General features: G+C 50.4%; 16 protein-coding genes and 5 pseudogenes. 10 read left to right on the top strand and 11 right to left on the bottom strand.

Features of this window, described 5'->3' with window-relative positions:
- Nucleotides 1-449: 449 nt before the first annotated feature.
- The 3 genes from rpsB (at nt 450) to DO97_RS12280 (ending at nt 3,116) form a co-directional block, all read left to right on the top strand.
- A complete protein-coding gene (gene rpsB / locus DO97_RS12290; protein WP_036533763.1) occupies nt 450-1,241 on the top strand; it encodes a 30S ribosomal protein S2 in 792 nt (263 codons plus the stop codon).
- 46 nt (nt 1,242-1,287) lie between these two features.
- A complete protein-coding gene (gene tsf, locus DO97_RS12285; protein WP_036533760.1) occupies nt 1,288-2,028 on the top strand; it encodes a translation elongation factor Ts in 741 nt (246 codons plus the stop codon).
- Nucleotides 2,029-2,159: 131 nt separating this feature from the next.
- Nucleotides 2,160-3,116, top strand: a complete 957-nt coding sequence (locus tag DO97_RS12280; protein WP_036533758.1) for a hypothetical protein — start codon at nt 2,160-2,162, stop codon at nt 3,114-3,116.
- 4 nt (nt 3,117-3,120) lie between these two features.
- On the opposite strand, the gene DO97_RS12275 is transcribed toward DO97_RS12280, so the two are convergent.
- A complete protein-coding gene (locus DO97_RS12275) occupies nt 3,121-4,590 on the bottom strand; it encodes an AAA-like domain-containing protein (RefSeq protein WP_036533756.1) in 1,470 nt (489 codons plus the stop codon).
- A 1,265-nt stretch (nt 4,591-5,855) separates the two neighbouring features.
- Here DO97_RS12275 and DO97_RS21100 point away from each other — a divergent pair.
- The 4 genes from DO97_RS21100 to DO97_RS12255 all read left to right on the top strand — a co-directional run bounded on the left by DO97_RS21100 (nt 5,856) and on the right by DO97_RS12255 (nt 9,625).
- Nucleotides 5,856-6,821: a hypothetical protein gene (locus tag DO97_RS21100; protein WP_052128686.1), complete on the top strand. Its 966-nt coding sequence runs from the start codon at nt 5,856-5,858 to the stop codon at nt 6,819-6,821.
- A gap of 564 nt (nt 6,822-7,385) precedes the next feature.
- Nucleotides 7,386-8,015: an SGNH/GDSL hydrolase family protein gene (locus DO97_RS12265; protein ID WP_036533754.1), complete on the top strand. Its 630-nt coding sequence runs from the start codon at nt 7,386-7,388 to the stop codon at nt 8,013-8,015.
- A 209-nt stretch (nt 8,016-8,224) separates the two neighbouring features.
- Nucleotides 8,225-8,809, top strand: a complete 585-nt coding sequence (locus DO97_RS12260; RefSeq protein ID WP_036533751.1) for an HD domain-containing protein — start codon at nt 8,225-8,227, stop codon at nt 8,807-8,809.
- Between the two features lie 405 nt (nt 8,810-9,214).
- Nucleotides 9,215-9,625: a hypothetical protein gene (locus DO97_RS12255; RefSeq protein ID WP_156120553.1), complete on the top strand. Its 411-nt coding sequence runs from the start codon at nt 9,215-9,217 to the stop codon at nt 9,623-9,625.
- Nucleotides 9,626-9,653: 28 nt separating this feature from the next.
- On the opposite strand, the pseudogene hisF reads toward DO97_RS12255, so the two are convergent.
- The 4 genes and pseudogenes from hisF to DO97_RS31205 all read right to left on the bottom strand — a co-directional run bounded on the left by hisF (nt 9,654) and on the right by DO97_RS31205 (nt 11,755).
- A pseudogene (gene hisF, locus DO97_RS12250) lies at nt 9,654-10,425 on the bottom strand (imidazole glycerol phosphate synthase subunit HisF).
- Nucleotides 10,419-10,842 (bottom strand): annotated as a pseudogene (gene queF, locus DO97_RS12245) (preQ(1) synthase). The pseudogenes hisF and queF overlap by 7 nt, the downstream one beginning before the upstream one ends.
- A gap of 74 nt (nt 10,843-10,916) precedes the next feature.
- Entirely contained in the window at nt 10,917-11,378 is a 462-nt protein-coding gene (locus DO97_RS12240; protein ID WP_036533747.1) for a hypothetical protein, read from the bottom strand.
- Between the two features lie 15 nt (nt 11,379-11,393).
- Nucleotides 11,394-11,755 (bottom strand): annotated as a pseudogene (locus DO97_RS31205) (Spx/MgsR family RNA polymerase-binding regulatory protein).
- Nucleotides 11,756-11,824: 69 nt separating this feature from the next.
- On the opposite strand from DO97_RS31205, the pseudogene DO97_RS12230 reads away from it, so the two are divergent.
- A pseudogene (locus tag DO97_RS12230) lies at nt 11,825-13,124 on the top strand (inorganic phosphate transporter).
- Here DO97_RS12230 and DO97_RS12225 read toward each other — a convergent pair.
- The 4 genes and pseudogenes from DO97_RS12225 to DO97_RS21095 form a co-directional block, all read right to left on the bottom strand.
- Nucleotides 13,125-16,376: a valine--tRNA ligase gene (locus DO97_RS12225; protein WP_036533745.1), complete on the bottom strand. Its 3,252-nt coding sequence runs from the start codon at nt 16,374-16,376 to the stop codon at nt 13,125-13,127.
- Nucleotides 16,377-16,796: 420 nt separating this feature from the next.
- Nucleotides 16,797-18,396, bottom strand: a pseudogene (locus tag DO97_RS31200) (B12-binding domain-containing radical SAM protein).
- A 473-nt stretch (nt 18,397-18,869) separates the two neighbouring features.
- The gene (locus tag DO97_RS12215) at nt 18,870-20,456 is read right to left on the bottom strand and encodes a B12-binding domain-containing radical SAM protein (RefSeq protein WP_036533742.1); all 1,587 of its coding nucleotides are present in this window, start codon (nt 20,454-20,456) and stop codon (nt 18,870-18,872) included.
- Between the two features lie 425 nt (nt 20,457-20,881).
- Nucleotides 20,882-21,235 (bottom strand): RsmG family class I SAM-dependent methyltransferase, encoded by a 354-nt coding sequence (locus tag DO97_RS21095; protein ID WP_072016438.1) that lies wholly within the window; start codon nt 21,233-21,235, stop codon nt 20,882-20,884.
- Between the two features lie 302 nt (nt 21,236-21,537).
- On the opposite strand from DO97_RS21095, the gene DO97_RS12205 reads away from it, so the two are divergent.
- Complete coding sequence (locus DO97_RS12205) at nt 21,538-21,975, top strand: acyl-CoA thioesterase (protein WP_036533739.1); 438 nt, start codon at nt 21,538-21,540, stop codon at nt 21,973-21,975.
- A 266-nt stretch (nt 21,976-22,241) separates the two neighbouring features.
- Nucleotides 22,242-23,126 carry a universal stress protein gene (locus tag DO97_RS12200; RefSeq protein ID WP_036533736.1) on the top strand — a complete coding sequence of 295 codons (885 nt, stop codon included), beginning with the start codon at nt 22,242-22,244 and terminating at the stop codon, nt 23,124-23,126.
- Between the two features lie 15 nt (nt 23,127-23,141).
- On the opposite strand, the gene DO97_RS12195 is transcribed toward DO97_RS12200, so the two are convergent.
- Nucleotides 23,142-23,372, bottom strand: coding sequence for a hypothetical protein (locus DO97_RS12195; protein WP_036533731.1), 231 nt, complete (start codon nt 23,370-23,372; stop codon nt 23,142-23,144).
- Nucleotides 23,373-23,499: 127 nt separating this feature from the next.
- Nucleotides 23,500-25,014, bottom strand: coding sequence for a helicase C-terminal domain-containing protein (locus DO97_RS12190; protein WP_036533728.1), 1,515 nt, complete (start codon nt 25,012-25,014; stop codon nt 23,500-23,502).
- Nucleotides 25,015-25,421 lie beyond the last annotated feature (407 nt).

The following is a 25,421-nucleotide window of genomic DNA, read 5'->3' as shown; positions in this document are numbered from 1 at the left end:
AACCCCATCAATAGCTAAGACTTATAGCGGTTATCAATTTACTGAAGCACAGTAACAGCAGTGAGTAAACCAACCGAGTAAGTTCTCTACCGTCACTTCTGGAAATGCGGTTTCTAACGCTTTGAGCAAATCAGGATACGTCCTTGCCCCAAGATGACGGAACATGGGCGTTGCTTAACCCAAGTATGAATCGCCAGTTCAAATCTGCAGTGCATCAGGATTGATCTAGGCTAATAACCCATTGAGGTGCGTTGTTGGGACACGGACAAAAAAATCCATCAATACACAATTGTGGTAGCCTAGAGAAGTTGTCAAAAAATCGCACATCCAGGGTTTCGGGTGTTTTGAGTGGGTTGTAGACCATTAAAGGGCATTCATTGCCTTAAATTCTGTGATCACTACCTCAAAATACGCCTGGGTGGAGGATTAACCCGAATCAGGAGTTGAATATGCCCGTACTTTCGTTGGCTCAAATGATGGAGTCAGGGGTTCACTTTGGTCACCAGACTCGCCGCTGGAACCCCAAGATGTCTCCCTACATTTATACGTCCCGCAACGGTGTCCACATCATCGATTTGGTGCAGACCGCCCAATTAATGGATGATGCCTATAACTACATGCGGACAGCCTCTGAGCAAGGCAAGCGCTTTTTATTCATTGGCACCAAGCGCCAAGCTGCGGGGTTAATTGCTCAAGAAGCCTTGCGCTGTGGGGCTTACTATGTCAACCAGCGCTGGTTGGGGGGGATGCTCACTAACTGGGCAACGATTAAAACCCGTGTGGATCGCTTGAAGGAACTGGAACGGCGGGAAGAAACCGGCGCGTTGGATCTCTTACCGAAGAAAGAAGCCTCCATGCTGCGGCGGGAACTGTCCAAGCTACAAAAGTACCTGAGTGGTATTAAGCCCATGCGTCGCCTCCCCGATGTCGTGGTGATTGTCGATCAGCGGCGTGAGTATAACGCGGTGCAAGAATGCATGAAATTAGGGATTCCGATTGTGTCCTTGTTGGATACCAACTGCGATCCGGATTTGGCCGATATTCCCATTCCGGCAAACGACGACGCAATTCGTTCGATTAAGCTAATAGTGGGTAAACTCTCTGATGCTATCTACGAAGGTCGCCACGGTCAATTAGAGACCGACGAAGACTTTGAAGATTACGAGGGCGCTGAGGGAGAGTTTGACGAGGAAGAAGCAGACGCTTTCATCCCGGATGATGACGAGGAGACAGAAGCTTAAGCATCACTGAAACCTGTCAATTTAGCGAAGTAGGAACTAAAACACAATGGCAGACATATCAGCACAGCTCGTCAAAGAACTGCGCGAAAAGACTGGCGCAGGGATGATGGATTGCAAGCGAGCCCTCAAGGAAAATGAGGGTGACATGACCAAGGCCATGGAATGGCTGCGGCAAAAGGGCATCACCTCGGCTGAGAAAAAGACCGGGCGCGTTGCGGCTGAGGGGCTTGTGGGTAGCTACATCCACACTGGAGGCCGGGTGGGCGTCCTGGTTGAAGTCAACTGTGAAACCGACTTTGTTGCCCGTCGGGAAGAGTTTCAGAGCCTGGTGCGAAACATTGCCATGCAGGTTGCAGCCTGCCAGAATGTGGAGTACGTGAAGGTGAGTGATATTCCCGCAGACATTGCAGAGCGGGAGAAAGCCGTTGAGATGGGTCGTGATGACCTCTCTGGGAAGCCTGAAAATATCAAGGAAAAGATTGTTCTAGGGCGGATTGAAAAGCGCTTGAAGGAACTGTCCTTGATGGATCAGCCCTACATTCGTGATCAAAACATCACCGTGGATGAGCTGGTGAAGCAGGCGATCTCCCAACTGGGTGAGAATATCCAGGTACGACGCTTTGCCCGGTTTGTCTTGGGTGAGGGCATTGAGAAGGAAGAGTCAAACTTTGCCGATGAAGTCGCAGCTCAGATGGGTCAACAAGCGGCACCCGCTCCCAGTCCAGAACCAGCGCCTAGCCCAGAACCAGCTCCGGAAGATAAAAAAACCAGCAAAAAGAAGAAATAGCTGACTGAAGGCGGGAAGCAGGGAAATGGGGAATTTAGAAATCAGGAGAATGGTAAATTCTGGTTTCTGGTGTCTACCCTATCCAACGTTTCCCGCTGTAGGTTGCTATCCAGTGAGCGGATGATTGCATCATGGGGCGATCGGTTGAGCGAATTGATCGAGATATTTCAGAGTTAAAGCTGGCGATCGCGGCAATCGCCGATCAGCTTTATCACTGCTATGGGCAGTATTTAGCAGCTCTGGGACAGTCTGTCCGACAGCAACTCATCCTAGCTAGTTACTATATCTGTACCCAATCTTTTCCCCAGGCCTTTTTACAACTTTCATTCAGCCAGCGGCAAAAACTGCAACAAGCGTTGCTGGTAGTGGCGAAAGAGGCCCAACACCATCTGACGCAACAATTAGATCCCCCAGGGATGACTCCGTTGCCACCCATAACAGCACCTCTCCCGGTTGCCACTGAACCCGAAGCATTTTTTAACCCGGAGGTGGCAGAGGCTGCCCCAGAGAGCGCTGATTTACCAAGTAAGGAGATAGCGGAGCTTCCAGAATTGCCGCAGAACACTACCCCCCAACCCGTCACCGATCCTAGAGAACTGCTGCAATGGCAAGAACACCTGGAACAGGCGATCGCCCACACCCTCCGTCAGGTGTCCCTGGAGGTCAATCGCCACTTGCAGCAGTTGGAAATTTTACCCCCGCGACTTCCAGAACCATTACTAGAAATGGCCGTAAAAACCGATGCTGTAACCGAAACCGTTGCCAGTCCCCCCAATATTCTCGATCTCACCCTGGATGCCATTGCGGATTTAAGTTCTGACAAGGGCGATACTGAAGAAATTTCTTTTCTCAAGGCTCTACCATTGCGGATTGTGGCGGTGCATCTCCGATTGGCGGAAATTGAATTCGCCGATGCTACGGTGAAGTCCTGGCGCAACCATATCCGGAGCTTGTCTGCCCAACTCTCTTCCTTGGAGGGACAATATCAGCGAAAACAGCAGGAGCGGGCGATCGCTGCGGCTGAGGATGCCTGGCGGGCGAGTTGGTTTGATGCCAATGCCTTGGCGGAGAACGAGTCGAGAGGCTAGGGCATTAGATGATTGGATCCGGCAGCCGCTTGCGGAAAAATGGACGAAATAGCTCGCAAGCGAGGCTTGCCTGAAACCCTTGCAGATGTACCAAGCCCAGCTGTTGTAACTGGGAGCCTTCCTCGGCCCCGCAATCCACTGGATCTAACTGCCTGACAATCTGGGTAAACACTGTCCATAAGTCAGGATAGCGTTGCAGGTTCCACCACTGCTGTTGTAAATGTTCAGCATAGATTGCCAAGTCAACCTCAGAGTTTTCTAACAGTACTTCCAGGGTGATCGTCTGCTGCTGTAGATGATAGAATGCCAATTGCAAGCGATAGGGATGTCCTCCCAAAAGGGTAATTAATTGCTTGATTTGTCGGGCGGTGATCTCCTGTCCACATCGTTCTGATAGATCCTGTACCTGAGCAGTGGTAAATTCAGGTAAGTTGATCACTACCCCTGTGTTCAAGAGGGCGGGATTGATCGAGAGCGGCATCAAGATTTCAGTGGAATAAACCGTTACGAGTCGGAGCTTAAACCAAGGATTTCTATCTGGAACCCTTGCTTTAGCTAGCTTAGACCAGGTTCGCAGCAGTAAGAGAAATTCACGAGCAATGTCCGGGTAGGCAAAAAGCTGATTGAGTTCATCAATTGCCATCACCAGCAGGCAAGCGAGGTTGGTTAAGAGAACATCCTCGAAGTAGTCGGTGGCATTTGATTTGCCGCCTAAGGAATGATCCCAAAAATCGGCGATCGCATTTGACACACCCAACTGCCGACTGACTCTGGCACAGAACCATTTAAGGAAGCTTTCAAGGCTTTGTAAAATCTCGGCATCTGCGAGTTGCAAACTCAGGGAAACCGTGAGAGAGCCTTGCGTGTTCGCGTAAGCCAGTATCCGTGTCATCAGGGAGGTTTTGCCCATTTGCTTGGGGGCACGGATATTTAGCAGCGCCCCAGGTTGCTGAATAGCTTCATAACAGAGAGATTCGAGGATGGGTCGGTCAATGTAAAAGACTGAACTTAGGGGCATCTGACCGCCCGGAGTGGTTGGGAGACGCGGTTGCAGCTTGTCTTGTCGTCGATCCATGTTGTGGGTTTGAGGGGTATTCCTAGGTTCGCGCAGCATCTCTGAAGGAGAATCGCAGTCAGGATCAAGGTTGAAGAAGGCTTCAGGTGCTTGCCCAGAACCAATCTCGGCAATAGTGTTGGGAGCAGGTTTGAGGTAGAGGTAATCCTCCGTTAACAAGGTGAGATTAAAAGCAGCGAAACAGCACTTCAAAGTTCGCTTATCGACGCCTGCCGAGCCGGTAAAGATTTTGCTGAGGGTCGTGGAGGTTAAACCTGTTTCCTCACTGAGAGATTCGAGTGTGTATTTAAAGTTGTGCTCAATTTCTGCATTAGCTTTTGCCTGATTGAGTTTCCTGGAGCCTCGAGCCGTCAGAGTAACTCCTCGCCGTCGCCCATGGTTTCTCGATTGGGATTGCATTATTGATTCATAAAAGATCGAGAAAATTTTGTTTGATGTTCCAGGGTTCAACCAGAATCAGTCGGTTTAGTGGAAGTTAAGGAGCAATCTACCCTAGACCTCTTACCCAGGTAAAGAGTAAAAATTGATGCTGATATCTTTATATTTCTACTGAGACTTCGGTCTCAGCGCACGATAAATATCCTTTGGGCTGGCAATTCTGCTACCTAACTATTGTCTATTGTTTGAATTCGCCGAACCCACATTAAGCATGAAAAAATCATTGAAAAGTAAAGGTTTTTCGAACTGATAAAGAAGCTAAATATCTTCGGCCAGAGAAAAATCAAACACTAATCATTCGCCAGCCAGAGTTAAATCCATGAGAATGTTATAAAAGCGACTTTTGATACGTAAGTTCTGACGATTATGCTTTGCATTATTCTCTGAAATATCCATAATTTTTTGTAATAAAAGGCTCAGAGAATAGAAATCCAAAATTTAAAAATCCTCAATAATGCTCTCTTCTTTAGCCGCTGCTAAGTGCCTATCGGAAGTGCCTTAAAGCCCTGCTGTATTTAGCTTCTGAAGTTTTCAGTTAAAAATACTCTTGGAGATAGATCAATCAGCCAAAAGGATTAACCTGCCTGATTGGAGACAGGTAATCGTCACAAAAGTTAGGAGTCTAGCATGGATGAGTCTGTCCACCAGTCGATCAACTCCGTACTACCCTGAGATGGTTACATTTTATGCTGCTGATAATAGTCTCTATATCTAGGAGCAGGAGATGTGATATTTCAAACCTGCATGCTTTTGCTAAAAGAAAATCAGAAGTAAATTCCTTAACTTTGGGATTTTTATAAAGTTAAAAAACTCTTCTAGAAATGGTGAAAAGATAACTAGATCTTCGATATTTACAACCGAGACAGAGCCTAGGTTTGGAATATTTTTAAGAGGATGTTTTAAAAGTCTTCCTGGGTGTATCCAACCACTCAGACCACCTAGAGACCGCTACGACAGAATCAGGGTTTATGGATTTTAGATTGCACCACTGAGTCGTATTTGAGGCTCAAGACGACCCTTTTAAAACATCCTCTAAGGCTAAATCCTTGATTTTTTCTTAAAATTGCAAACTTTAATGGTGTTGAGAACACAAAATCCTCATTATTGATTCATGAGCGATCCAGAGAAAAAAAGAGAAAAACTCTCATTCTAAACATGAAAAGATCGCCTTGGTTGCGACGAATTAGATAGAAAATTCATACCCCTAGAAAGGAGGAAAATGTTTCATGGAAACAACACAATCTACAACAAGCACAAATGGCAGATGGATGTCAGCAACAGCATTTGTGGGAGGGAGTGCCCCCAAAGGCTGCCCTTCATGGGAGGAACATCGGGAACGAGATGGCTGTAGCGAAGAAGCGTGCAACGCTGCGAAAGACGACGCGGTGCGTGCGCTCAAGCAAAAGCTAAAAGATCACGGGCATGATGCATGTTCCCCCTATGTCCATGCAAGGTCTACGTGCCAAAAAGGACCAGGGTGTGAAAGCAGCAATCAAGAGGGTTTGGTAACCACAGGCGAAGGGAGTTTGGTAACCACAATTGCCTACCGACCGCCCCATCTTGATGTCGCAGCTGCTCAACCCTATTTTTTGACTCTCCAAAACAACTCAGGGCGGGATTGGGTTTTATATGTCTACCAGACATTGCCGAAACAGACATCCACGATGTTATCACTTGCTTGGTTTGCCAGCCCTTATCCAATTGCTCCTCAGGATTCAATAGAATTCCAGTGGTTTATTGATTACAATTTTGTCTGGGGTGATACAGGTATCCTCAAGCCTGGAATCAAGTACAAGGCAAGTGGGCCAAGGGACGCAAATCCAACAACATTGAATTCAACAACTTTTGGCTATAATTCAGCAGGTTCACCAACTCTGAGTACGCCACAGCTAGATCCAGAAAATAAGGGAACATTAGTCATCAACGACTTGGGTAATCTACCTGACCTCAAGTTCTCGGTAGGAATAGGAATGTCAGGAGTCGGCACATTTGTTGAACAAGCTGGTCCAAATTTACAGCACTTTTTTACACCCACTCCCGTATATTGGGTTGGAGCTGCCACTGAAAGAAGAGTAGGAGATGTTCTAGATATAAAGACAGTGACCCGAACTGCTCCAGTCATGTATGAGGTAGGAGTCTTTGAGAAGACGATGATACTCAATAGCTCCAACCAATGGGTTAGTGGAAGCTAATTAAGCTGTTGCGCGTCCAAACTGCATGAAACTAGGCGCAAAACCCATGCATCATGGTGATCGTCTCGAAAAAATAAATGCTGATTAGCTTATTTTCTAAATGCCGTAATTAAGGGGTAGGGCACGTCAAAGCAAACCGATAAGCTGGCTAAGCAACTCGAAACATTCTCGGACTTTCAGATGAAGTCCGAGAATGGGCGAAATAGAATGCGTTAACTACCCGATGCTGTAAAGCTATGCCTGCGGCAGGCTATGCCAACGCTCCGCCAAAGGCATATACTGGGCAATACAGCACGGGCTTGCCAATTCATCCCGACACTGAACCGCTCTTAAGTCAACAAAATTCACATCTATAGTCCGGGGTTTCCCGCAGGATTTGCTACATTGGAGCAATTGGCTATCAAATTGATATTAATCAGGTACTACTGGAGCACATTAGCTGATTGAGGAAGGGCGATCGCTGAGCTTTTAATGGACGATCTGGAACCGCTATACCTCCGGAGTGAACTGAAGGATTAAAATCTTGGAAACAAAAGTTCAGCCTCAAATCTGCTGGAGTTGTACATGGGACATGTAGTACTGGTGGGGGACTCCATCTTCGATAATGCCCGCTACGTCCCAGACCGATCGCCCGTAATTCATCAACTCCGCCAAACACTTCCCCCAGGGTGGATTGCATCCTTGCTGGCGGTGGACGGTAATATCACTGCCGATGTCGCCACCCAGCTCAAGAAGCTGCCTTCAGACACGACACACTTAGTCGTCAGCGTGGGGGGCAACGATGCCTTGAGCGCCAGCAGTATCCTCTCGGCAATGACTTTGACGGTAGGGGCAGCACTGAGCCGCATCCACAAAATCCACACGGACTTTCAGAGTTCCTATCGGGCGATGCTCAGATCGCTCTCCACGGTTGGGAAACCCACCGCAGTTTGCAGCATTTACGACACCATTCCTGGGCTGGGAGCCGCAGAGCAAGCCGCATTAGGTGGATTCAATGAAGTGATCTTCCGCGAAGCGTTCTTAGCCGGAATGCCAGTCATCGATCTGAGGGTGATGTTTGATCAGCCGTCAGATTACTCCCCTATTTCACCCATCGAACCATCAGAGCTAGGCGGGGCAAAGATCGTGCGGGCGATCGCCGAAATCGTAACCACACATGACTTTGAGAGCCGTCGGAGTATGATCTATCTCTGAGACAATGGCACTAAATTAGGCATCAGATCGGGTGGTCGATATCCCTAGAGCTTCAAAATATGGTTACAGTAAAAAAGTAGGCAGTCAGAGAAACGTGCCGTGAAAGTGAACCCACTCCAGACCTTTGCCCGTTCCCAGGTTTCCTGCCCCAAAAGTATCCATAGACCCCTAGCCATCGCTGGGGGTTTTGCATTTACAGGAGGTTCCCCATGGTGAGTGATCGCTACAATAACGCTTTGGAATATGCTGCATCGTTACATAGCAAACAGACCCGCAAAGGCACAGCCACCCCCTATATTTCTCACTTAATGGCAGTTTCGATGATTGCTCTAGAGCATGGAGCTACTGAAGATGAAGCGATCGCTGCTTTACTCCATGATGCGGTGGAAGATCAGGGCGGGTTGCCAACCCTGGAGGCGATTCGGGAACAATTCGGGGATACAGTTGCCGCGATCGTGAAGGGGTGTAGCGATTCGGTTGCAGATACCAGTCAGGGAGAAACCAAATTACCTTGGAAAGATCTCAAGTTAGCCTATATTACCCATATCAAATCTGCCAGTCCATCTGTCCGTCTCGTTTCAGCCGCAGACAAACTGCATAATGCTCTGTCGATCTTGCGAGATTACAACGCATTAGGCGATGAACTCTGGAACCGCTTCAATGGTAAGAAGGATGGAACCCTTTGGTATTACCGTTCATTGGTAGCTGCCTTTAAGGCCAAGGGACTGACTCCCTTGGTGGAACGCTTAGATCAGGTGGTTACTGAATTGGAGCACAAAGTTCAGCTAAAGTAGCAGCAGCCCCGTGCTCTACCGCAGGTGAGCGTCGGGAGGAATAGGAGTCCGGCGCAGATCCGGAGCCAGACAATCATCTATCGGGCATACTGATAACCTATTTCTGATCAGATAAAATGGGGCTATGAATCAAGTCTTGACTATCTCCTGCAAGCACAAGGTCAATCAGTCGCAAACCTAGAAATTGGATGCGACGCCCATCTGCATCGTTGCAAGGGAAAAAGCAAAATGAGCCTCTTCTATAATGCGTTTTTTATTAAAACGCCAGCGACTGAAAGTAACCTCAAAGACCGTTTTAGCCAAGTCAGTAGGATTCCTGACTCGGAATGGGTGGTATGCGATTTTGGGGATAGCTATTTAGATGGACTGTTTGAACCTGGAACTTACTTCACAACCGAGATCTCGTTGCAATTTGGCGAAACTATTTTTATTTGTGTAGACACCAGCAATGATCAACTGGAATATGAACATTCCAAGGAAGGAAACATCCTACGAAAACTATGCTGGTCTTTCGACGGTTGCCAATCTACCTGGGAATGGGTTGAGGGAGAACCAGAGCCCTGGGAAGATCTAGCCTTGTTTTCAGAGGAAAATTTTGACAGGGCACGGGAAATATTTAAATACAATGAACATCTGGAGCTGTTAGCTCCAGAAGAACTTCTGGCCAAGGAAAAGGATCTGCGGACAATTTGGGATCATCGGCAATACATGCTGGGTGATCAGTGGCCTTTAGGGGATGCCACCATAGGGATTTCCATCCAGAAGTATTTTGGATTAAAATCACCCCTTGATGATCTCGAAGAATCTGCATTTTAGTGAAATCCGATCACTGCTCCGGCCAAACCTAGTAAGTACGCACTGGTACACCATGAGCCCCCAGATGGGCTTTGATCTCAGCCACCGTCAACTGACCGTAATGGAGCAAAGAGGCGAGGAGGGCGGCCTCTGCCCTACCCTCCGTCAATGCCGCCTGAATATGATCGCAGGTGCCCGACCCCCCCCGAGGCAATGACGGGAATCTGAACTTTTTCGGCAATCTGGCGGGTCAGCTCTAAGTCATACCCTGCTTGAGTACCATCGGCATCCATGCTGGTGATCAATAATTCCCCAGCCCCCCGTTGCTCCATTTCCTGTGCCCACTGCACGGCATCAATGCCGGTATTGTCTCGCCCTCCCCGGACATAGACATCCCAACCCGGATGAGCTGGATCGCTTCGTCGGCGCGCATCAATGGCGACGACAATACATTGATTACCAAATCGTTGACTGGCTCGATTAATCAGATCGGGGTCGCGGACTGCGGCGGAGTTAATACTGACCTTGTCAGCTCCGGCTCGCAACAAATGCTTAATGGTGTCTAAATTTTGAATCCCGCCCCCTACCGTCAGGGGAATAAAGACCTGCTCGGCAGTACGGTGAACCACGTCCAGGATGATGCCGCGATCTTCATGGGTGGCCGTGATGTCTAGGAATACCAACTCATCGGCTCCGGCCTGATTATAGGCTTGCGCCAGTTCCACCGGATCGCCAGCATCCCGGAGATCGACAAAGTTCACCCCCTTCACTACCCGACCCGCTTTCACATCCAGGCAGGGTAAAATTCGTTTAGCTAACATGGGGCTTGTTTTTGATGGCGAACGTCAATCACGGTATGCACATTCCCACGGGGGGTAAAAATCCCCTGTGATCCGAACCTCCAAGGGATCAGCAGCGGCCACAAAGTCATCCAAGATCTGATTCACCGCTGCTTCGTGGGAAATATAGCGATCGCGATAACTGTTGATGTAGAGCTTTAGCGACTTCAACTCCACAACCGAGGCATCGGGCACGTAGGTAATCGCAATGGTGGCAAAGTCTGGATAGCCAGAAAAGGGGCACTTACAGGTGAATTCCGGCAGGGTAATGGCAATCTCATAGCGGCGTCCCAGTCGGGGATTGGGGAACAAGGTGAGTTGGCCTTCGGCAATCAAGCGTTCACCATACTTGAGTTCTGGTTCCGACACCGACCGAGATTGTACCGAGGAGTCACTCATGGGGAGAACGTCAGCAACAGGTATTTCCAGTCTAGAAGTTTCTGGTGAATCTTTCGGATTACCAGGGAATTTTCTCACTTGGAGGAGGGTTGGTGGTACTCCGCGATTACTTCTTCAATGCCCGGATTCGCCTTGGCTTTGCCTCTGACAAAAACAATAGGAGAACCTGCTTGCATCACTTGATCGACACGGTCGATCGCTTCAAAGTCCGTGCCTGAGTCGGAGCCAAAGGCAACGCTGCTGGCTTGCTGAACGGGGATGTTGTGTTGGATCAGTTGACGGGTTAACTCCCGAGTTTTTACCCCCTCGGGACTATCACAATCTGGCCCTACAACCAAGACCTGATGCGGATTGGCTGCCATGGCATCGGGGAGGGGAGCTGACACAAACCCATTGCTAGAAACCGCAGCCGGGGGACTGGTTGAGCTGAGTAACTTGGGCACACAAGCCAAGAGGGCACCCACGAGCAAGAGTCCAAGGAGTCGCATTGCAGCTTTGCCAGGAATCAGGATTGCTCCGATGATAGCAACTCCCATTCCTCCCCCGCATCCTTAGGAGCCTAGACCCAAGGTTTGACGAATGATATCATCAGCATCCCGAAACCCCACCAGCACTGCCTTCCCATCTTTGACAAACAGGGGGCGCTTCAGCAGCATCGCATCTTGAGCAAAGGCGGCGATCCACTCCTCGTCCGTCCAGCTATCTTTTTCGCTGCCCAAGGCTCGGTAGGATTGACCAGAGGTGTTTCGCATTGGCTTTGCGCCTAAGGACTGCACCCAACCCTGAATGAGTTTTTGGGTGGGGGGTGTTCCTGGGTGTTAATGAACTCATAGGCAACGCCGTTATTGTTCAGCCAGGTGAATGCTTTTTTGCAAGTACCGCAGTTGGGGATTCCGTAAACTTGAATCGACATGCTTGGAAGATTTGAAACGGCTCTATATAGTTTAGGCGGCGAGCGATCGCGCCGTTCTGTCTCAAGATGATGATTCTCCTCGTGAGTCTGCTGGCCTTTTACCTGGCCTGGAATCTGGGTGCCAATGATGTGGCCAATTCCATGGGAACATCCGTGGGTTCCAAGGCTGTAACCTTGAGGCAAGCCCTAGTGATTGCGGGGATTTTAGAGTTTACAGGAGCGATCTGCTTCGGCCAGCAGGTGTCAGAAACCCTGGCTATCCAGGTGGTCGATCCCGCCCCATTCGGTGCCATGCCAGAGGTATTGCTGTTGGGGATGGGGACAGTGTTGCTGGCCAGTGGCATTTGGCTCAATGTGGCGACTGGGTTTGGTTGGCCGGTCTCCTCCTCCCATGCAGTGGTAGGGGCGATCGCCGGGTTTGGATGGGTGGCTGGGGGTGTCGAGGCTGTGGACTGGCACTCGCTCCAGGGTATTGCCTTGACCTGGATGGTGACACCTTTGGTGAGTGGGGGACTTGCTGCTCTGGGCTATCGGGGAATGCAATTTTGGATTCTTGATCAACCCCATCCCCTGCAACAGTTGCAAGAATGGATTCCCTGGCTGAGTGCCCTGCTGCTGAGTGTGTTCGGTGTCTTGGTGCTGCCTTCCCTGAGCCTGAACCTGCAAACATGGCTGTTCCCAGATCTTGTCCTGCCCACCCATAGCTTGGCGCTGGGGCTGGGGGCGATCGCCCTGGTGATGTTGACGGGTTCCAGTTGGCAACGCCTCACCCAAGTCCGCAGCCAAGTGGGACTCTCCCCCCAAAACCTCACCGAACAGATCATGGCTCACTTTCAAGTTCTGAGTGCCTGTTTTGTGGCCTTTGCCCATGGTTCCAATGATGTGGGGAATGCCATTGCCCCCCTGGCTGTGATCGTCCAAATCCAACAAACCGGGGCAGTGCCCACGGATCACCTCCATCTCCCCCTGTGGATGCTTGTCTTGGGTGGTACCGGGATCGTAGCTGGGTTAGCTGTCTGGGGTCACCAGGTAATTACCACCATTGGCGAACAGATTACCCCCCGTCCAGCCCAGTGCGGGTTTTTGTGCCGAATTGGCAACAGCGGCGACGGTGCTGTTGGCTTCACGCCTGGGTCTCCCCGTTTCTACGTCCCATGCCCTCGTCGGTGCAGTTGTCGGCATTGGGTTGATTCGAAGTTGGGGGCGACGATCACCCCTAGAAATTCGGTTACAGACGTTAAGGGGAATTCTCCTCGCTTGGTTGCTGACCATTCCTATGGCTGCTGCCCTAGCAGGTAGCTTATTTTGGGGCTTGCACCAATTCTGCCCCTGGATTGCAGCAGGGATAAACCAATCAAGTGCACTTTAGTTAAGTTAACCCTGATAGGCGATCGCGCAAGATTTTGGCCTGTTTCTCTGCTTCTGTTAGGTTATCTTTGGCTCCCTGCACAACTTCAACGCGGGCCTTATCGACAAAGTTAGGTTGACTCAACCGAGTAGACAGCGAAGCGATCTCGGCCTCCACCTTACTCAGGTCTTTTTGTAATTTCCCTCGCAAGGCCGCAACATCAACCACCCCTGCGAGGGGAATTAATACTTGTACGGTGCCGACCACCCCGGCGGCCATTTGAATTTTCTGGGGAGCAATTACAGGTTCTAAGATTTCTACTCTCTCTAGATTCCCGAGTTGTGCTCCCCTCAGAACCATCTCCGGAGAGGGTGACAGCGGCAGCGCCACGGGTGGTTGCAGGCTGGAACGCAGCTTTAACATCGCCTCCGGCAGAGGCTGTCCCAGAATCGGTTCCATTTGGGTTTGAACCAGCTGGGAGAATTCCTGACGGGATTTCGCCAGCACCACGTAACGGGCTAGGAACCACAAGGTATAGACTAGACCCACCAGTTGAAAACACCCCGGCAAGAGGGGCATCGTATTCAGAGCCGCCAAGAAAGACTGAATCATTTTCAGCACTACCAGGGCAACCACCACCAGACCCATCAGCAAGATCGGACGGTGATCTTGGGGGGCTGGAGCCGCGACTCTACGATCGGCAACGGGTTCAGCAATGATGGGGGGCACGGGGGCACGGGGGCTGCTATCCCCAACTCCTGGATCAAGCGGTGGCAGAACCTGAGCAGGGGGTTCAACAATGTCTAGGGTGTCCACCTTGGCTAAGTCTTGAATGTAGGTAGCTCCTGCCGTCAGGATCTGCCGCTCCCGTGGGCTTTCGCTTTGCAGGGTGGTTTGCACCTTAACACTGGGCTTGATATCAGACTCCGCCCGGAGATTGCGAATCGTGCGAATCGTATTGATCAACAGTTCAAACTGTTGTTCTAAGTCAGGGTTAATCAGGGTGGGGTCAGCCTCAGGGTAGGGTTGCAACGCCAGGGTTATAATCCCTGACTTCCCATTCCCCTCTTCATGAACCGTTGTCTGGGTCAGGGTTTGCCAGATTTCTTCCGTAATGTGGGGCATCAACGGGTGCAGCAGCTTGAGAATTCCTTCCAGCACCAAGGCTAAGGTTTGCTGGGCGGTGCGGCGGGAAATCGGGTCATCCCCCTGTAACCGCGACTTCACTAACTCAATGTACCAGTCACAAAAGTCCCCCCAGATGAATTCATAGAGTCCTTTGGCGGCTTCCCCGAGACCATAATGATCCAGGTAATTGCGGGTTTGCTCCACGGTTTGGTAATACCGGGACAGGATCCAGCGATCGCTCATTTCTAAACTGTTGAGATCCTTCAGTGTCAACTGTTCTGGGGTTTGACCATCCAAGTTCAGCATCACAAAACGGGAGGCATTCCACAGCTTATTGGTGAAGTTACGGGCCGCTTCCACGGAGGCCGATTCATCGGTTTTGCGGTTATATTCCATGCGGATATCCTGGCCAGCACCAGCTACCTCTCGAATTAAGGTGTAGCGCAGGGCATCGGTGCCGTACTTGTTCATCAGCAAGAGTGGATCAATGCCATTATTCGCTGACTTGGACATCTTCTTGTTGTTCTCATCCCGCACCAGTCCATGAATGTAGACCGTCTGGAAGGGCATTGCTCCCGTGAAGTGTCCTGCCATCATCGTCATCCGAGCCACCCAGAAGAAGATGATATCGAAGCCCGTTACCAGTGTTGTTGTGGGATAGTAACGGCTCAAATCTGCTGTTTGCTGGGGCCAGCCTAAGGTAGAGAAAGGCCAGAGTCCCGATGAAAACCAGGTATCGAGGACATCGGGATCTTGCATCAACTGTACATCGGGGCCAAATAACTCTTCGGCCTGCTGTCGGGCTTCCGCCTCGGTGCGGGCAACAAAAAAGTGGGTTTGATCGGTAATCTTGCCCTCGGTGAGGCTGACCACATACCAGGCGGGAATTTGGTGTCCCCACCACAGTTGGCGGGAAATGCACCAGTCCTTCAAGTTCACCAACCAATCTCGATACACCTTAGTCCACCGTTCAGGTACAAAGGCAGGAGATTGATGCTGATCAAGAGCGATCAGGGCTTGCTGGGCGAGGGGTTCAATTTTGACAAACCACTGGGTTGAGAGCAGCGGTTCCACTGGCACCTTGCCGCGATCGCTATAGGGCACTGTGTGCTTGTAGTCTTCGACTTTGACCAGACAATCCAATGCCTTTAACTTTGCGACCACCTGCTTGCGGGCTAGAAAGCGATCCTGTCCCTGAAATTCCCCCGCATGCTCGTTCAGGGAGCCATCTTTGTTCATGATGTTGATGAAGGGCAGCTGATGCCGCTTCCCCATTTCAAAGTCATTGGGATCGTGGGCAGGGGTGACCTTGACACAACCAGTTCCAAAGGTCGAGTCCACGTATTCATCGGCAATAATAGGAATCTCGCGATCCACGATCGGCAGTCGCACCATTTTGCCAATGATTCCTTGGTAGCGATCGTCCCCTGGATTGACCGCCACGGCAGTATCCCCCAGCATGGTCTCTGGGCGGGTGGTGGCAACTTCCACAAACCCCGTGCCATCGGTTAAGGGATAACGAAAGTGCCAGAGGTGACCGTTGACTTCTTGATTGTCTACTTCTAGATCAGAGACCGCAGACTGACTCGCAGGGCACCAGTTAACCAGATACTCACCCCGATAGATCAACTCCTGTTCATGCATCTGCACGAAGGCTTCGATGACGGCTGCTGATAAACCCTCATCCAGGGTGAACCGTTCCCGCGACCAGTCCACAGAAACCCCTAACCGCCGCAACTGATTGACAATCGTCCCACCCGATTCTAATTTCCATTCCCAGGCACGTTTCAGATACGCTTCGCGACCCACGTCAGAACGGCTCTTCCCCTGGGCTTGTAACTCTCTATCTAGAATTGTGCTCACCGCAATACTGGCGTGGTCAGTTCCCGGTAACCACAGCGTATTCCGCCCAATCATGCGGTGATAGCGGACAAGAGTATCGATCAGGGCGCTCTCAAAGGCATGCCCCATGTGTAGACTGCCGGTGACATTTGGGGGCGGAATCACGACACAGTAAGGCTCGCCGGGATGATTTGGATCCGCTTTGAAAACTTGATGGTCTTCCCAAAATTGCTGCCACTTCGCTTCGGCGATCGCAGGGTCGTACTGACTTGATAGGGTTGGGATCGTCGCAGTTGCAATCATGGGGAATGCTGAGTCAGGATAAAGCTTCTCTTACTCTAGATTCTGCCACAGCCGGAGTTGAATCTTGTCAATGTCGCAAAGCGTGAATACAACGCAACCCAGAAGTGTTGAATCTTGATGGCAAAACTTTACAATTTGGACTTTGGAGGGCTTTTAAAGCCCTATTTATTGAGAATAGAGGCATTAACTGGGTTGATTGGCACCTCAAGTGAAATACATGATCTACAAAAGCAACCCAATTTCTGAGCTTGAAGCTAACCTTCAACACTTCTGAACCCAACCATATTGGCTGCGCCTTGCTTGTTTGAAGTCACCTGAAGGCGATCTCTGATCAATCCAGCAGAACTAGTGAACACCTCAAGCATCTATCTGTTCCATGCCCCTTGCATCAGCCCTGTCACCCACGCCAGTGCTCAGATTTCAAGAAACAGCTGCGACCTCTGCAACTGCTGCGACTAACGGTTTGGTCAGCGCTTCTGCCGCTAGAAACTGGGCAACCTGCTCTTCAATCTCACGTCTGACAATTTGGCGATATTCCAAGAAATGTTCAATTTGGGCACAGACAGCTAGATAGCTACTGATGCCACCAGGATTGTAGCGCCCCATTCTCCAGAGATTGAACCAGAATTGCCACCGGGTTTTGCGCAAGACACCCTGACGCCAGCAGATCGTTAGTAACGCCCGGATCGTCACCCAGTTGATGGGTTTCTTCGCCCCTTTCCCTTTCTTCGGATAGGTGGCTTCTCCAAGAATCCGAAAATGACGATAGGCGCGATCGAGGAACCGTTTTGGATCGTACAACTGGTCAAAGGCTTCTACGTACTCAGAGGCAATCTCTTCCAGGGGACGGGTGGGCACAAAGTTCATTAAGGTCGTTTGGTTAATATTGGCAGACTTACTACGCAGTCGTCCTTCTCTTGCTAAGCGATGCCAGAGAGCTGTGTCTGGAAGTGCTTGCAGCATACTGAACAGTGCGGTGGGAATGGCAGTTTGTTCGACAAATTGGACAATTCTTGCCCCAGCACCGGGTTTCTCACCATCAAATCCAATGATGAAACCTGCCATGACTCGCAACCCCGATCGGGTAATGGCATTCACGGCGCCACTGAGGGAATCCCGCGTGTTTTGAAACTTTTGGGTCAGGGTTAAACTCGCTTCGTCGGGAGTTTCAATCCCTAGAAACACAGCCCCAAAATTACATAGCACCATCAGATCCATCAGCTCCTGATCGTTGGCTAGATCGACTGAGGCTTCTGTGGCGAAGGAGAAGGGATACTGGTGCGCCACCATCCAGGGCTGCAATTCCTTGAGAAACAGTTTGACGTTGCGCTTATTGCCGATGAAATTGTCATCCACCATAAAAACTGCTCCGTCGCCACCCCAGTTCGTAGAGGCGACTCAGTTCTTGCAGCAGTTGATTGGGAGCCTTGGTGCGAGGCTTGCGGCCATACAGCACAATAATGTCGCAGAATTCACACTGGAAGGGACATCCCCGCGAAAATTGCACGGACATTTCGGCATAGGCATCAAACTCCAGCAGGTCAAACCGAGGAACCGGAGTGGTGGTAACGTCAGGGCGTTCACCATTGGATCGGAAGATGCCGGAGGCTTCACCTTGGGCGATCGCGGCAACAAACAAAGGTAAAGTAATTTCCCCTTCATCCAGAATTAAATAGTCTGCCCCCACTTCCATGACTTCATGGGGGAGTGCAGTAGCATAGGGTCCCCCCACCGCAACACGCTTGCCTCGCCGTTTCGCTTCCTGGATCTGCTGGAGCAAATCTTCTTTTTGCACAATCATGGCAGACAGGATCACCAGATCAGCCCATTCCCATTCCCCTGGGGTGACTTCACCCACATTGCGATCAACCAACTTAAATTCCCAGTCTTGGGGCAGAATTGCGGCAACGGTCACCAACCCCAAGGGTGGTAACATCGCTTTGCGATCCAGCAAAGCCAGCGTCTTTTCAAAAGACCAAAAGCTTTTAGGAAAGCGCGGATATAGAAGTAAAACGTTCATCATTAATCCTGGCCCTTTTGTAAAATGTTAAAGTTATATGTTTTTAACAGCGTCTTGAAAAAATCTAAGGTATCAACTTCAGGCCAATATGAAGAGGATCCATCGCCCCATAGATCACCCTTCTCAGCGCAGCGACCTACTAAAGTGAAATTTATTTTGATAAACCCTTGCTCCTCAGTACCCGACCCAACTTTTGAGCGTCAACTGCATGGCTCAATCATAATGCCTTAATCAGACCTTAGCAGTATCAATACTGGAGGTGATATGGCATAAGTAATTTATAGCCATCGCCACAAACTTTTGTGTGTTGGTGTGTCAGGCAGTTTCCCAGCATTGGCGTTTAACAGTCTGAATCATGTCCTCATCTGCCTGACCAACGCTATAACTTGTGAGGGATAAAATCACCCAACCCTTCTGGATTCTGAAGTCAGAACCTACCGCAGGTAATTGAGAACCGCTATAGGCAAGAATATTCAAGAAACAGCTACAACTTCTGCAATCTTTGCTATTTCAGGCTTGAGCCGTGCTTCCCCTTCTAGAAACTTGGCAACCTGCTCTTCAATCTCATGTCTGACAATTTGACGATACTCCATAAAGTGTTCATTGTGGGCGCATACAGCCAAATATTGTTCGACAACGGCGGGATTACGACGCACCATGTCCAACAAATGATGCCAGAATTTCCAACGAGTTTTGCGCAGGATGCCTTGTCGCCAACAGACAATTAGTAAGGCTTTAACCACAACCCATTCCGGCCATTTGAATGGCGGTTTGACACGGGGTGCTCCCAATTTGAGAAAGTAACGATAGACCCGATCAAGGTAATGAGAGGGTTCATAGAGTTGACAAAATGCCTCAACATACTCGCCGGCAATCTCTTCCACCGGGCGGGTGGGAACAAAATTCATCAGCGTTGTTTGGTTGATATTGCCGTCTTTAGCGTGTAAACGACCTTCTTTTTCCAGACGATGCCAGAGGGCAGTATGGGGTAAGGCTTGCAGCATCGCAAAGGTGGTTGTGGGGATGCCGGTCAATTCGGCAAAATCGGCAATACGTTGTCCTGCCCCTGCTTTTTCGCCGTCAAATCCAATAATAAATCCCGCAATCACACGTAGACCAGATTCCGTCACCCGATCGATGGACTCCAACAGCGGTGTGCGCGTATTTTGGAACTTTTTCGTCAACTGTAAACTGTCTTCATCCGGCGTTTCGATGCCCATAAAGACGGCGGCAAAATTACACTCCAGCATCAGATCAATTAATTCTTGATCCTGGGCCAGATCCAATGATGCTTCCGTATCGAATCGGAAGGGATATTTATGGGATCTTTGCCATTCTTTTAGCTCCTTGAGTAAGAGTTTGACGTTGCGCTTATTGCCGATAAAGTTGTCATCTACCATAAACACACCGCCCCGCCAGCCCAACTGGAAGAGATAGTCCAATTCACCCAGCAGTTGTTCCGGGGTTTTGGTGCGGGGCTTGCGTCCGTAAAGAACAATAATGTCGCAAAACTCACACTGGAAAGGACAGCCACGGGAAAACTGCACCGACATAGAATCATAGTCCCGCAGGCTGAGGAGGTCATAGCGGGGGATAGGCGTATCGGTAACAGACGGTTTCTCGCCATTGGCAGTGAATCGTCCTTTTTTATCGCCGCGATTCCAGGCTTCTACAAACAGGGGTAGGGTAATTTCCCCTTCATCCAAGATGAGATAATCCACCCCTGCCGCTTCCATATCTTCCGGCATGGAGGTTGGATAAGGTCCCCCGACAGCAACAGGTTTGCTAAATTGCTTGGCCAGCTGAATCTGCTCTAAAATATCGTCTTTCTGGACAATCATGGCGGACATAATGACGAGATCGGCCCACTGCCATTCCAGATCAGTCACCGCACGAATATTGCAATCAACCAGCTTAAAGTCCCAGTCTTGGGGCAGAATGGCAGCGACCGTGACCAGACCCAAGGGGGGTAACAGAACTTTTCGATTGACCAATTCTAGAATTTTTTCGTAAGACCAAAAGCTTTTGGGAAAGCGCGGATATAGGAGTAAAACGTTCATAAGAGATCCTGGTCTTTTGCGGCGGTGCTAAAGTTATATCTTTTTAAGAGCGTGTTGAAGAAAACTCTAGGGTATTAACCTCAGGCCAGTATTGAAGACAACGTTGCGCCCCTAGACACAAATTTTACCGTTGATAAATGCTTACCTCCTCAGCATCGGGCCAGGTTTTTGAGAGTCAATTGCATGACTTAATATTATGGCTCAACTTAGACCTTAGCAGTATCAATGACGAGATGGGCAGCCAGCAACCAATTCAGATCCTCCCTAAAGGGGATATTTCGCTGGAATCCCCACCGCCCGAGGAAATTCGGCGGGGGTGGATCGTTGCCTCTCTAGGCTCAGGTAATGACGACTGCTCTGGCTGATGGGTGTGACGACGGCCTCAATGGCGGTGATTCGACCACCCAGTTGCTCGACAACAGGGGCTAGGGCAGTGGTATCTTCCCCCGTCCATTGTCTCCCCGATAGAGAATGGCACCCCCCCGCTCTCGCAACAGGGGCAGGGCATATTCAGCACAGACCGATGCCGTACCCACGGCTCGCACCAGTGCCAGATCATAGGCCCCACGGTGGGGCGGCAATTGGCAGACCTGTTCGGATCGACCCACCAGGGGACGAAGGGTTTCCAGTTGCAGGGTGGTCTGAAGTTGCTGTAAGCAGGTCACTTTTTTCTGGATCGAATCCAACAGGGCGATCGCCGACTTAACTCCTGATGTTGGCGATCGCCCGTCTTGTTTTGAGCCACCACAGCATTTGCGATCGCTCTTTCTGGGTCCCACCTTTTGCCTGTTTCAGGCTTTTTCCAAGTATCCTGCTTTCTGCGTGATTTCCAGTTTTAGTCTTCCTGCCATCCCTGATTTGCTCTCCCAATATCTTACTTGACTTCATTTTTGATTAGTATTAAGTGTGGGAACAGTGTGAATCTTTATCTCTTTATCAGGATGGCCGGACAAGATCGTTGTCGTCAGTCGGTCAGTTAATTGTCATTCAATCCCCTCCCTCGTTCAGTAAAATCAAGAGTACCAACAGGGAAATCTGCAACTGTTCGCTGGATTCTTTCGCCCTTGACACCCCCCAGCGTATGACCTACCAATTTAAGACGCAGCGACAGGTCGAATTCGCTGAAACTGACATGGCCGGAGTGGCACATTTCACCCATTTCTTTCGTTGGATGGAAGCAGCAGAACATGCATTCTTTCGCTCCCTGGGTATTTCAGTTCTCCCATCCATGGGGGATCAACCTCCCCTTCTCTGGCCGCGTGTTCAGGCTACCTGCGACTACCGCCATCCCCTGCGGTTTGAAGATCAATTGGAAGTTCACCTGATCGTGGCTAAGAAACAGCCCAAATCTCTGACCTACACCTTTATTTTTCGCAACCTCACGCAGCAGCCAGATATTGAAGTGGCACGGGGACAATTAACCGTGGTTTGTGCGACTGTTGACCCGGTTACTTCCCAGTTGACGAGTCAGGAAATACCAGCGGCGATCGCGGCCAAAATTACAGTTGCCCCCCAATGATCTCGTTTTTTTAAAAATTTTCTCGGCCCACCAACAGCCAGGATTAAATCCAGCATCGTGAATTGAATTGCCAAGGCACTGGTCTTTTAATTGCCGTTTTTCACGATCTGTTGACTCTGGCAATCTGGGCAATTCATAGGCTAGAATCCAATCTCTGTCATCAATTCTAGCAATCATCCTTTAGAAGACCAGTGCCAAACACAACAAGAGTGGTAGGGTGAAGGGAGAAATATCCCTGGGTTGATCGATTTCCGAGATGGACTTTTATGTTTCAGCGCTGCCTAGTCTGTACTGACTTTGCCGATGGCTTGCACCGCCTCATTCATTTTGTCCCCGACTTAGCGGCAGGGGGCATTCGTCATTTGGTGTTTCTGCACAGCGTCCCCCTCAACGAGGGAGGGGGCATTCCCCGTATTGACACCGAAAAAATAGAACAGGCCCAAACTCGGCTATCATCTGCCTTGCAGCAAGTGCCAACCGGAGTTGAGGTGGTTGTAGAAGTCCAGTCAGGGGATCCTGTGGAACGGGTACTGGCGGTGGCAAAAGCCTATGGCTCGGAAGTAATCCTGATGGGGATGCCCAGTCGTAACCTGTTGAATGAAAAGTTATTTGGTAGTAACACCATCGCGGTATCCCAACGCGCTGAAATCCCGATTTTGAATTTGCGGCCTGCGATGACCGCTGCTTTTACCGCAGAAGAGTTAGCTTTGCGTTGTCAGCATCTGTTTCGCTATCTGCTGCTGCCTTACGATGGCAGTGATTCCGCTCAATTCTTGGTGCAGCAGATTCAGCACTATGCCCAACACCAAGTCAGTGATTCCCTGCACCAGTGCTTGCTCTGTTGGGTGGTTGAGGAAGGAACCCGTCAGGATGCTCTGGCTCATGCCACAAAGGTGCAGCAAGCGGAAGCTCAACTGGCGATCGCGAAAACGAATCTGGAGTCTGGAAATCTAGCAGTCACGGTAGAGATCCGGCGGGGAAATCCAGTTACAGAAGTACTCGCAAGTGCTCAGGAACTTGATATCAGCGCCATCGCCATTACCTCTGAGCACTGTGGCAAATTCTGGGAACTCTCCATCCCCAGCTTTGGGGGTGAAATTCTGCGACGCAGTTGGCATCCTGTGATTTTCTTTCCCCAGCAACAACGCTGAAGCTATCTTGCTGTCTTAGGGCAGACGGTAAAACTCCCTAGGTTGGAGAAGAACTTCGCCGCAGTCAGGCACCCAAGCGACCCAGGAGCCACCCAAGACTTCACAGAGTAAGAATGCCTCATCGAAGCTATAGGGGGTTGGGAGATCCCGGAGTTTTACCCAGGTTCCAGTTTGTGATTTAAACTCAGCCTGGAATGACTGCCCATCCCCAAGGGGAACAACTGGTTGTAAAGTACTAAAACTCATAAATGCAAAGCTAAATCTGTAACTTAAGCTACAAAAAAATCCCTGTCGCCACAAGCAAATGTCCTAAAACTTTACTGTCTCAAGGTACTGATGGAAACCGCGTTTCTGGTATCAGTTGGGATGGCAACTAATCCAGCAGTGAAGAAAACCGGACACCAGACTCCAAATAGTTAATCCGCGCCAGGGGACTTAAAGCGGTGAGCACCTGCTTGCCATAGCTGCGATGCAACACCCGGCTGTCAAAGAGGGCAACCGTTCCCTGTTGGGATCGCACGGGAGCGATCGCTCGTTGGAGGGTACTTAACGCCGTCGGTAATAAATACAGCCGGAACCAGTCCTGGTGAGATCGCTTGTAATAGGCGACCCGTCCGGCGACGAGGGGGTTTTCAAGGGAGGGAATCGGGAGGGTAGCGATCGCCAATAATCGGGGCGCGGGGAGTTGGCCTTGATACTGTTGCCAGAACTCCCAGCCCGTGACCAGAATTCCGTTCGGTTCCAGGCTGGTTTTTTCGACCTGCACACGGGAGCCAAACTCCGCCGCTAGCACCGTTGCTAGTTGTGCCTTCAGGGGCATGTCTCCGACCACGATCACGGTCAGATCTAGAGTCACCGCTCGCAATGCCAACATCTGGCGAATTTCCTGCAGCAGGGCGGGCTGAAACTGCGGTGTATTCGGCATGGGCAAGTGATCGGGAAGATAGAGCTGAATCAACTCCTGCTGGCGGTCGGGGGCAAATTTCAGACAGGTGAGATCACGAATGCCGATGCGCTGGCGATAGAGCGTTGCCTCCGCTTCTAAATCCAGAGCATTGCCAATCAAAATCACCGGTTGTTGAGACCACACCGTCCCTAGCACGTCTGCCACATCCGAGGGAGCTGTGTGTAGCGAAAACTGTCCTGACGGTCGAGCAATGGTCATCCACGTCAAGGAGGTCGAGAGTTGCCATTGCTGCCAGAATTGTCTCCACAGGGGAGGGGTATGGAGAGGGAGAACCTCCTGGAGGCGGTTGTAGAGATAGTTCAGAATCTCCCGCTCTCCTGGGGATATCAGGTGGCACTCATAGGGATTGGGCGGGTGGTGAAACACCGATCGGGTCAGTTGGATCTGGGTCTCTCGGATTACCTCTAGCAGGGGGGGATGAGCCAGCGTCAGGTGATGCCAGTCCTGGGGATGCAAGTCGAGGGTAAGAGCGCATCGTGTCCAATCTTCTAAATCATCGACGCCATCCAGAATGGTCAGAATGCCTGCAGGAAACTTTCCCAAGCCCGTGATCCGATCCAGCAGCCAGATCTCGGGCGTCGTCAGCAGTAACCCCTCAAAAGTTGGATCTGGCCAGCGATCGCTCTGAAGCATCGGCTTCGGAGTTTGGATCCACTGCTGTAGTTGGGGAATTTCCACCATCAGCAACCATTGCTGCACCGCAGCGGTGGCCACAATCATCGCTGGCCCTGGCCACAGCAACAACGGCATCAGATAACTGAGGCGATAATGTTCCTGGGTTCCCGTTTGCATTAAAGCACTGCGTTCCAAGCGCAATGCTCTCGCCACCAACCGCGCCATCGTCAAATGATGCGGCCAATGGGGTTGGCGCTGTTCCCGCAGGAATGCATAGAGTTGCTGATGGACTTCTACTTCAATCACAAACGGTTCACTTGAGTTAGACCACTGTATCTAGATCCCTGGGGGGTGATCAAAAAACCCGGAGTCCTACCCCGGCTTCATTTTTGCACTTCCAACTCCATCAGGATAGTGCTTTGAGCAATTGATAGTAGCGTCTGGCAGCGGTCTTGACAGCAACCCCAGTCCACAGGGTGGGGGTTGGTTCATTGAAAAAAAACTCCTCAGGGATGCAGCCCAGCAGTTCAAGGGTTTGGGGATACGGTTTGGGGAGTTTTCACCTGGGTATCATCAAGGGTTACCCTTGATCAGGGCTGAAATGGCAGCAGCCAAAAGACTCTCCAGCGGCAGATCAACACGCTGGCGGCGGCTTGGGATATGGTGATGGGGAGCAAAAAATTGTCCAGAAAAGCTTTGTACCTAGCAGAGGT

It is taken from the genome of Neosynechococcus sphagnicola sy1, from assembly GCF_000775285.1.
Taxonomy (GTDB): Bacteria; Cyanobacteriota; Cyanobacteriia; order Neosynechococcales; family Neosynechococcaceae; genus Neosynechococcus; species Neosynechococcus sphagnicola.
This window is presented reverse-complemented; position numbering and strand designations above follow the sequence as displayed.